Annotated in this window: 8 protein-coding genes; 3 read left to right on the top strand and 5 right to left on the bottom strand. The window is 61.5% G+C overall.

Annotated features, from left to right (window positions below; genetic code table 11):
* On the top strand, positions 1-308 hold a 308-nt coding region (locus AAEZ08_RS20170), incomplete at its 5' end, for an HNH endonuclease family protein (RefSeq protein WP_500125015.1).
* Between the two features lie 296 nt (positions 309-604).
* Positions 605-1,567 (top strand): bifunctional GNAT family N-acetyltransferase/nucleoside diphosphate kinase regulator, encoded by a 963-nt coding sequence (locus tag AAEZ08_RS20165; protein ID WP_500125014.1) that lies wholly within the window; start codon positions 605-607, stop codon positions 1,565-1,567.
* A gap of 158 nt (positions 1,568-1,725) precedes the next feature.
* On the opposite strand, the gene AAEZ08_RS20160 is transcribed toward AAEZ08_RS20165, so the two are convergent.
* From AAEZ08_RS20160 to AAEZ08_RS20145, 4 genes are all read right to left on the bottom strand, one after another.
* Positions 1,726-3,272 (bottom strand): IS3 family transposase gene (locus AAEZ08_RS20160; protein WP_500125013.1). Its coding sequence is split into 2 segments (ribosomal slippage): positions 1,726-2,786 and positions 2,786-3,272, totalling 1,548 coding nucleotides; the frame shifts between segments, so codons are not numbered across the junction.
* A 280-nt stretch (positions 3,273-3,552) separates the two neighbouring features.
* Positions 3,553-4,368, bottom strand: a complete 816-nt coding sequence (locus AAEZ08_RS20155) for an alpha/beta fold hydrolase (RefSeq protein WP_500125012.1) — start codon at positions 4,366-4,368, stop codon at positions 3,553-3,555.
* Between the two features lie 224 nt (positions 4,369-4,592).
* A complete protein-coding gene (yghX, locus tag AAEZ08_RS20150; RefSeq protein ID WP_003283869.1) occupies positions 4,593-5,480 on the bottom strand; it encodes a YghX family hydrolase in 888 nt (295 codons plus the stop codon).
* A 116-nt stretch (positions 5,481-5,596) separates the two neighbouring features.
* Positions 5,597-6,580, bottom strand: a complete 984-nt coding sequence (locus tag AAEZ08_RS20145) for a ribonuclease Z (protein WP_003283870.1) — start codon at positions 6,578-6,580, stop codon at positions 5,597-5,599.
* A 198-nt stretch (positions 6,581-6,778) separates the two neighbouring features.
* Between AAEZ08_RS20145 and AAEZ08_RS20140 the strand changes: the two genes are divergently transcribed.
* Positions 6,779-8,092: a CitMHS family transporter gene (locus AAEZ08_RS20140; RefSeq protein ID WP_003283871.1), complete on the top strand. Its 1,314-nt coding sequence runs from the start codon at positions 6,779-6,781 to the stop codon at positions 8,090-8,092.
* A gap of 97 nt (positions 8,093-8,189) precedes the next feature.
* Here the strand turns inward: AAEZ08_RS20140 and AAEZ08_RS20135 are convergent, their stop codons facing one another.
* A complete protein-coding gene (locus tag AAEZ08_RS20135) occupies positions 8,190-9,353 on the bottom strand; it encodes an acetyltransferase domain-containing protein (protein WP_003283872.1) in 1,164 nt (387 codons plus the stop codon).
* Between the last annotated feature and the right edge of the window lie 137 nt (positions 9,354-9,490).

Below are 9,490 nucleotides of genomic sequence, written 5' to 3'. Positions count from 1 at the left end.
AAGAATCCGTTCTTATTTCCGGCATCCACGTATCGCCTACGCAGCATGATTTGGTGTATTTGATTGCCGGGTTAATACTGCTCAATTCGCGTAAAAACTCGGCAGCACAAAACTATGACTTCGATAAGAAGAAGACCAAGTACTTCGCATCCGGTGATACCTGTGCTTTCACCCTCACCAACGAGGTGCGCAGCTATTCCCAGTGGACGCTCACAGAACTGAAGGTCCGCAGGGTGGAGTTGTTTGAGCGATTGGCCAAGGCATGGCGCCTAGAGCAGAGCCTGGAGAAGTGGTGGAGTGAGGAATGACGAGGGTGTGCAGCATTCTGTGTAATTGGGCGAGGTTACTCCGCGTTAGCCGCTCTTCGTAGCGAATCGCAAAAGCTCGCTTCCCTTCGACACAGGTCCGTCTGCACAGCAATCTTAGACATCCGAAGCCTGCTAATGGCCGATTGCTACCGGAAACGATGAGCCGCAGCCGGTCGTAGATGTTTGAGCGCTTGGCTGGTTAGAGTTCGGCAAAATGGTAGCTTCCCCAAACTATCCAGGCTGTTCGGCATCACCCGCGTTATGTCTTAAGATAGTCGGCTGCCGAAAGAACCGTCATGGCTATAGCCATGAAGGGCTTTCATTCTTTACAGACAAGTGTGGTGAAGATGAATAAGCCTTTCATTTCGCTGTGCCCTGAGATTACTCGGGCACACGCGCTGATGCTGATGGACTGGTTGGATGATGAGCGTGTCACCTGCTACTTGAGCGATTCGCGTCATACCTCCCGCTTCATCGAGCAAGCCATTGATCGTACTCAATTACCGATCCTGACCCATCTGTTCAACCGAGGCGGCCGATTCTTCATGGCCTATGACCGGTATGACGCTCCGGTGGGTTTTGTCCGTCTCATCAAGACCAGCGCAAATTGCGAAATAGTCCTGGTCATCGGAGACAGCGACAAATGGGGCCGAAACCTTGGCGCCAGTACGATCCGCGAAGGCATGAAACTGGCTTTTCTCGACATGCGCGCCGAAAAGCTCATCGCCAAGGTCCACCCGGACAATGTGCGCTCGCTAAAAGCTTTTCTGCGCAGCGGCTTTCTGCTTGAGAGCGAAACGCCTGCATTGAAATCATTTTCTATGACTCTGGGGCGCTATCTCCAGCTCTTGCGCGAAGGTGACGTTGGCGACTCCACTAGGATTTACATCACTGAAATCGACAAAGCCAGGCTCGAGAGTCTGATTGCGATCGAGCAAGGCCCGGTCGTTGTTGAAATCGAACATGAGCTTGAACGAGCCATTATCGTCAAGCCGCAGCAGGTGACGTGTAATGTTGTCACGATGAACTCTAAGGCCTTGCTGCGGCTGGACGAGGAAGAGATCGAAGTGGCCTTGGTCTACCCGGAAGACGCAGACGCCAGCACCGGAAAGCATTCCGTGTGCTCCGACATCGGTGCTGCCATCCTGGGCTATCAGGAGGGGGACGTTATCGACTGGCGAATTTCTGATCGGGCCTGCCGGATTGCAATCAGGAAAGTGCTTTACCAGCCGGAGGCAGCGGGCCATTTCCACCTATGATCGTGCTTTTAGCTCGGTGTTCGTCCATCAGGAGCGAGGATCGCGCAAAGGACGAAGCCTCGCTTTCTGCAAAAGGCCGCGCCTTTAACAGTCTGTGCCAGGATTGACGCGGACTGCTGGCTGGCGGCGATTTTCAAGGTAGTTGTCGCGTGAGCGTGTCACGCTGCCTTTGATGTTTGCTGCAGTACCGCTTCCCGCTCAGGGTTCAGGCACACGATCGGTGCCAGTGACCAGTTCCTGATGTCGCCGCTCCAGCGCTCCGGGTACCGTGCGCGTGCCGCCTCGTACAGCTCGATACGCTTGCGCAGCAGCTCTTCCGCTTGGCCGGTATGTCGCTGCGCCGGGGTCACGAACTTCAGGGCGCTGTGGCGATGTTCATGGTTGTACCAGTCCACGAAGCGGTTCACCCAGCTCCTGGCCTGCTCCAGCGTGTCGAAGGGCCGCTCCGGCCACAGCGGGCAGTACTTCGCCGTGCGGAACAGGGCCTCGGCATAGGCGTTGTCATTGCTCACCCGCGGGCGGCTGAACGAGGGCATCACACCCAGGTTCTGCATGGCCGCCAGCATGGTCGAGCCCTTCATCGCGCTGCCGTTGTCCGAGTGCAGTACCAGCGGCTGGCCTGCCCGCTGTTCACGTAGGCAGGCCTGGCGTAGCAGCTGGGCGGCCTGCTCGGCGCTTTCACTTTCATACACCTCGTTGGCCACCAGCTTGCGGCTGTAGACGTCCTTGATCATGTACCAGTAGAAGTAACGGCCCTTGACCGTGGTCGGCAGCCAGGTGATGTCCCAGCACCACAGCTGGTTCGGGCCGTCGGCCACATGGGTCGTCAGCGCTCGTTTCACCGGTGGGCGACTGCGGCCGCGCGGATGCTGCTGTTCGGCTTCCTTCAGCACCCGGTAGAAGGTCGACTCCGAGGCCAGCCAGGTGCCCTGATCGGCCAGCCGCGCCACGATCTGCTGCGGCGGCAGGCTGGCAAACTCGGGCTGGTTGGCGGCCTCCAGCACGCGGCGGCGCTCTTGCGGACTCAGCTTGTTGGCCGGCTCAGCTCGTTGTGCCGAAGGACGCCGATCCTCCGGGCAGTGCTGCCAGCGCTGCAGGCTGCGCAACGACAGGCCCAGTTCGGCGCAGGCCTGCGCCCGCCGCGCTCCCGCCGCCACGGCTTCCTCGATCAACTGCAGGGTTTCACGGCGATCCGGGGCGCTGATCATTCGTCCTCGTCCTTCCCCCAGAGCGCCTCGGCTTTTTTTCGCAACACCAGCAGGGCCGCGGTTTCTGCCAGCGCCGCATCCTTGCGCCGCAGCTCACGCTCCAGCTGCTTGATGCGCTTCTTCGCGGCCTTTTCCTCTTCGCGCTCGCGCCGGGTCTTGCTTGGCTGAACCGAGCCGTTGGCCTGCTCGCAGGCTTCGCGCCAGGCCTTAATCTGCTCGACATACAGGCCTTTGCGCCGGCAGTACTCCGCCAGCTCGGCCGCATTGAGGCTGGCGCTTTCCAGCACCACCCGAAACTTGTCCTGGCTCGACCACTGGTCGGCCTGCTGTCCATCTCCCGGCACCACTGCTCCCGCTGCTCTGGCCTGTTTGCGCCAAGCATACAGGGTGGCATCGGTAATGCCTGTCGCTTCCACCAGCTCCGGCACCGTCCGGTTCAAGGGCGGCATCATTTGCCGCACCACCCACTCCCGATGCTCTATCGAATAACGCGCCACACGGCTCTCACTTCCGCCCACCGACCAAGACTCATCGAATCAACTCACACGACAACTATCCTGACGCGGCGGGCTGGCTAGAAAACATTGCATGAGCAAGCTGAGCATCAGGAGGCCGCGTGAATCGCCCTAGTCTACCTAAACACTTTTGAGCGGACGCTTTTGGCCGATAGACGCCAAATCCTTCCCTTATTTGGCTATGCGCTCCAGTTGCGGACTAACCATCCAAGCACATCTTTTCAATGCTCTTTTTCAATAAAATTTTGGGAAACGTAACGTCTCACCCCATCGCCTGCAAAAACCGCCCGACCCGCTCCAACACTTGCTCCGGTTGCTCGCGATGCGGTACGTGGCCGACGTCGGGCAGCAGTGCTTGTTCGACATGGCCTCCGGCGTGCTGGGCGATTAGTTGGGGGTGGCGTTCGGAGCCGAATTCGTCGTTGCCGCCATGGATGGCCAATGCCGGGCAGCGGACTTGGGGAAGGGCGTGGCTGAGGGTCCAGGAGGCGAAGTCGGGGGCGAGCCAGGTGTCGATCCAGGCGCTGAGCACCCAGTCGCTTCGGTCGCCATGGTAGCGACGCAGACGTTCGCGTTGTGCAGGGTCGGCGAACCAGGCTTTGGCTTGGCGTATGCCTTCCAGGGTGCGTGCTTCGACGAACGTGACCGCTGACATCGTGATCATCGCTTGGCAGGCTTCTGGATATTGCGCGGCGCAGTGCACCGCCATGCTGCCGCCGACGCTGTGACCGAGCACGACGAAACGCTCGATATCCAGATGTTTCAACACGCAGGCGAAGCCATGCGCGGCTTCATCTTCGACGAAGGTCGGCGCGGGCGGGGCGGTCAAGCGGTCGGAGCGGCCGAAGCCCAGCCGGTCATAGGCGACCACCGTTCGACCGGTTGCCTGGGCGAGGGCGGATGGGAAGTCTTTCCATTGTTCGATACAGCCGAGCGACTCGTGCAGCAGCAGGATCGGCGCACAGTTCGGGCGCAGCGCGCCGGCCTCAGGGAACCAGCTGCGGACGAACATCTGCCCATGCGTGCTCTGTATCCATAGGTCGGTCGAGTCGTTGCCGAGCGTTGCACTGCTGGTCATTGAGGCTTTTCCTGAGCGATGCGGACTTGCATAGCAGTACTGTTCTTTTACGTAAACGTCAACATGCAGTAACGGATGTATCAGCAGCGCTTTGCTGCCTGCGGGAGGGGCAAAGGCAGTCGAAAGCCCGCATTGATGTGCTGCATAAGGCGCGGGCGTTCTGCGGGCAGATTGGCGCAGAGTCGGGTTGGACCGCGGCGGCTAGACCGCCACGGTGGCGCGCGTCAGCTCAGATAACGCTGGAACCAGGCGATGGTGCGCTGCCAGGCCAGTTCCGCTGCCTGCTCGTCGTAGCGCGGGGTGCTGTCGTTGTGAAAGCCATGGTGGGTGCCGGGGTAGATGTAGGCCTCGTAGTGCTTGCCGGCCGCCTTGAGTGCGGCTTCATAGGCGGGCCAGGTTTCATTGACGCGCTCGTCGTGCTCGGCGAACTGGAACAGCAACGGTGCCTGAATCTTTTCAACATCCGCCGGATTGGCCTGACGACCATAGAACGGCACTGCCGCCGCCAGTTCCGGGTATGCCACCGCGGCGGCATTGGCCACGCCACCGCCATAGCAGAAGCCGGTGATGCCGATCTTTTCGGTTGTGGCCTCATGTGCCATCAGCCATTCGATGGCGGCGAAGAAGTCGTTCATCAGTTTCTGCGGGTCGACTGCGGCCTGCAGTTCACGGCCCTTGTCGTCGTTGCCGGGATAGCCACCGACCGAACTCAGCCCGTCTGGTGCCAGGGCGATAAAACCGGCCTTGGCCACGCGCCGTGCGACGTCTTCGATATAGGGGTTGAGGCCGCGGTTCTCGTGGGCGACGACAATGCCTGCGACCTTGCCCTCGACCTTCGCCGGGCGGACCAGGTAGGCACGTACCTCTCCGTGGCCGTTGGGCGATGGGTAAGTGGTGTATTCGGCGACGATTTGCGGATCGGTGAAGGCGACTTGCTGGGCCAGCGCGTAATTGGGCGTGAGGGCATCGAGCACCGCCACGGCAGTCATGCCGCACAGGGTGAAGGCGGCGGCGCGGTCGAGAAATTCCCGGCGGCTGAGCTTGCCGTGGACGTAGAAATCGTAGAGTTCGAGCAGTTCGGGGGCGAAGTCTTTTGCTGTAAGACGTTCCATCTGCGGCTCCGTCGAGTATCGAAAGCAGTGCTGGATGATTGCGCTGGCAGCGGGTCAGCAACCAGTGTAGTCAGCCAGGTCGGAGCTGCCGTGGTCGCTGACGAACCTTACTGCGCTCAGCGCGGCGGCCGTGGGCTGGGTGGCTCGACGGGTGTCAGTTGGCCGTCCTTGCCCAGGTGCAGGCGCATGAAGTCTTCGGCGAGCAACAGTTGGCCGGAGTAGAGCGCGTTGGCTTCGGCGCGCAGGTCGTCGATCGAATGGCCACGGCCGGCATTCTTCTGATAGCGCGCGCTGAAGTGGGTCAACACCAGATTCGGCAGGCCGACCGTTTGCGCAAAGCGCGCCACCGATGCCGCGGTGCTGTGGCCAAAGTCGTTGCGTGCGTCGTTGGCTACCGCTTCGGTGTAGGTCGCCTCGTGCACCAGCAACTGGGCGCCGCGGCAGGCGTCGGCAAGCAGTTCGGGACGATCATTGTCGCCGCCGATGACGATGCGTTGCGGCGTGCGGCTGAAGCTCAGGTAATCGTCGCTGCGCAGCAGGCGGCCTTCGTGCTCGACATCGAAGCCGCGCGCCAGTTGGCCCCATAGTGGTCCGCGGGGCACGCCGTCGCGTTCGAGGCGGTCGATGTCCAGGCGCGGATCAGGCCGGGCCTCGGTGAAGCTGTAGCCATAGCAGGGCACACGGTGGGAAAGGGCGGTGGCCGCGATGCGCATGTTCGGGGTGCGCCATTCGTCCAGCGACTCGACGGCGTGAAAAACCAGATCGTAGCCGAGCCAGTTCTGGCTCATCTCCAGCGTCGCGCGTACCCAGGTTTCGATGCCCTGCGGCGCGATGATCGTCAGTGCGGCCTTGCGCCCCATCATCCCGGCGCTGGCGAGCAGACCGGGCAGGCCATAGCAGTGGTCGCCATGTACATGGGTGATGCAGATAGCGCGCAGGTCGTGCAGCGACAGCGGTGTGCGCAGCAGCCGGTGCTGGGTGCCTTCGCCGCAGTCGATCAGGTACCAGCTCTTGCCGGTGTCTTCGAGCAACGCCAGAGCGGTGACATTACGGCCCCGTGTGGGCGTGCCGGATGAGGTGCCGAGAAATAACAGATCCACGCCGCTGTTCCTTTCTGCAGTTCAGATGATCACGACTGGTCGGGCGTTGCCGGCGCGGTCGCAATTGCGTTTTCTCCCGACATATCCCCTCACAGTTGTGCCTGTTTCATGGAGCCGGGTAAAGGTTGCTGAAAGCTTGGTTTCGTAGCCTCCGGGCTTAGCTGTTTCAGCTGGATAAAAATAATGAGGAGATAAGCTGTGTTGACCCTGATTGGTCTGTTGACCATTTGCAGCCTGGTTGTGTTGTTGCTCGTCGGGCGCATGGCGCCCATTCTGCCGCTGATCCTGGTGCCCCTGGCAGGCGCATTGCTCGCTGGTTTCGGGCTGGAGGCCATTACCGGGTTCTTCACCGATGGCCTGGGCAAGGTGATCTCCATCGCCACCATGTTCGTCTTCGCCATCACCTTCTTTGGTGTTCTGCAGGATACCGGGTTGTTCCGCCCCATTATCGGAACAATGGTGAAGCTGACTCGCGGCAATGTCGTTGCCGTTACGGTGGCCACCGCCGTGATCGGTATGTTGGCGCACCTAGATGGCGCCGGTGCGACTACTTTTCTGCTGACGATTCCGGCCTTGCTGCCGCTTTATCGACAGCTGCGCATGAGCCCTTACCTGATGTTGCTGTTGCTGGCCCTCGGTGCCGGCATCTTCAACATGGTGCCCTGGGCGGGGCCGCTCGGCCGTGCGGCGGCGGTCACGGGTATCGAAGTCACCGAGCTGTGGCGTCCGTTGATCGCCATTCAGGGCGTCGGCGTGGTGCTGTTGGTGGCGCTGGCGGCGTTGCTGGGCTGGCGTGAGCAGCGACGCATCGCATCAGGCGTCGGTGGTGCCGATGCCGGTGTACTGGTCGAAAGCCACCACAATCTCCACGAGCCCACCGAAGAAGAGCGCGCGCTGGAGCGCCCAGGGCGACTCTGGGTCAATGGTGGGCTGTTCCTGCTGGTCTTGATCTCGCTGTTCGCCGGCGTGCTGCCGGCCGGCTACATCTTCATGATCGGGCTGTCGTTGGTGTTGCTGGTCAACTACCCCGGCGGCAAGGCCCAGATGCAACGCATCGCCGCCCATGCACCGGCTGCGCTGAGTATGGGCATGATCATTCTGGCGGCCGGCTCGATGCTGGGTATTTTCACCGGCACGGGCATGCTGACGTCCATTGCGCAGGATCTGGTTCAGGTGTTGCCAGCCTCGATGGTGCCCAATCTGCACATCATCCTCGGCGTGTTCGGTCTGCCGATGGAGCTGATGTTGAGCACCGATGCCTATTACTTCGGCCTGCTGCCGGTAACGCTGGAAGTGGTGGCGAACCATGGTGTCGAGCCGGCGAGCGTTGTTTATGCCATGACCATCGGCAACATCATCGGGACGTTCATCAGCCCCTTCTCGCCAGCGCTCTGGCTTGCGCTCGGGCTGGCCGGTCTCGACCTGGGCCGGCACATCCGCTATTCGCTGTGGTGGATGTGGGGCTTTTCCCTGGTGTTGTTCTTCGTTGCCTGGGCGCTCGGCTTGTTCTGAAACCTGCATGATCGTGGCAGGCTCGGCGCGTTCGAAAACGATCATTCGAAGGCGCCGAGCAGGCAACCGCGCTGGCAACGGGTTGGGCAGCGCGGCTTTACAGATACTTGAGCCAGGTGATGTCCCGGCGGCGGGCCTTGAGTTCGGCGAACCAGCGCACCGCCGGGAACAGCACGACTGCCAGCGCCACGGTGCACAGCCACAGCGGCCAGACTGCGTCGAAGCCGAAGTGATTGCCGCGGTTCAGACCCCAGATCGCCACGGCGGCGATGTAGAGCAGCTTCAGCACGTACAGGTGCAGCAGGTAGAAGAACATCGGTGCGGCACCGAATACGGTCAGCGGTCGCAGCCAGGCGCGGCCCTGCTTGCGTTCGAAATAACGCAGAAGCAGCAGGCCGCAACCCAGCGTCAGACACAGGAACAGCAGGGACGGCGGGTATTTGGTGACGTTGAGCAGGCTCATCAGCGTACGCAGGCCGTCCTCGCCGACGACCCAGGGCTGCTCGCCGTAGCTGTTGATCAGCCGCAGCAGAACGAAGGTGAGCAGGGCGCCTTGAGCCCAACCGCCCAGGTAGCGCTGGCGTCGCTCCGGGTCGGCATTTCGGCCGAAGCAGGGGCCGGCGGCATAGCCTAGGGCGATCACGCCGATCCACGGCAGCAGCGGATAGGAGGTGCGCAGCCGCAGGTTTTCCGAAACCTCGAGCCAGCCGCGGTCGTGCAGGATCGCCCATGGCACGTGAAGCGCGGAGTCTGCTGCGAACTGCAGCGGATCGAGCAGGTTATGCCCGCCAATGATCACCAGCCCCAGCACGACCAGCGCAGGGCGCGGCAGCCATAGCAGTGCCGAGAGCGCGAGCATGCTCAGGCCGATGGCCCAGATCACTTGCAGATAGATCACCTGCGGCGGGAACTGGAACGTCCAGGCGAAGTTGACCAGGGTGAATTCGAGCGCCACCAGGAACAGCCCGCGTTTGAGCAGAAAGCTCGACACTGCACGGCGGTCCTGGTGCTTTTCGCCATAAAGGAAGGCCGACAGGCCGGTCAAAAAGATGAACACCGGCGCGCAGAGGTGCGCCAGGGTGCGGCTGAAGAACAGCGCCGGCTCGGTGACCGCCACATCCATCGGGTCGGGCACCTGCATATGTAGCAGAAAGGTCTCACGGACATGGTCGAGCAGCATGAACAGGATCACCAGGCCGCGCAGTGCATCAATGGATTGCAGGCGCGCCGAGGCTGGCGAGGTCAGGTCAGGGGAGGGCATGGATGGCTCACAACGGGATGATCGCAATGCGGGCGCAGAAGCGCTGCGCCCGCCAGAAGGTGCGATACGTTATAACAAAGACGCCGCCTCTCCAAATGCGAATCAACCACAATGCCGCTACTGACCTGCAAACGGCA

It is taken from the genome of Pseudomonas sp. E45-MNA-CIBAN-0222 (assembly GCF_040310405.1).
Classification (GTDB): domain Bacteria; phylum Pseudomonadota; class Gammaproteobacteria; order Pseudomonadales; family Pseudomonadaceae; genus Stutzerimonas; species Stutzerimonas stutzeri_AC.
The sequence above is the reverse complement of the archived record's forward strand: the minus strand, read 5'-3'. Positions and strand labels throughout refer to the sequence as shown.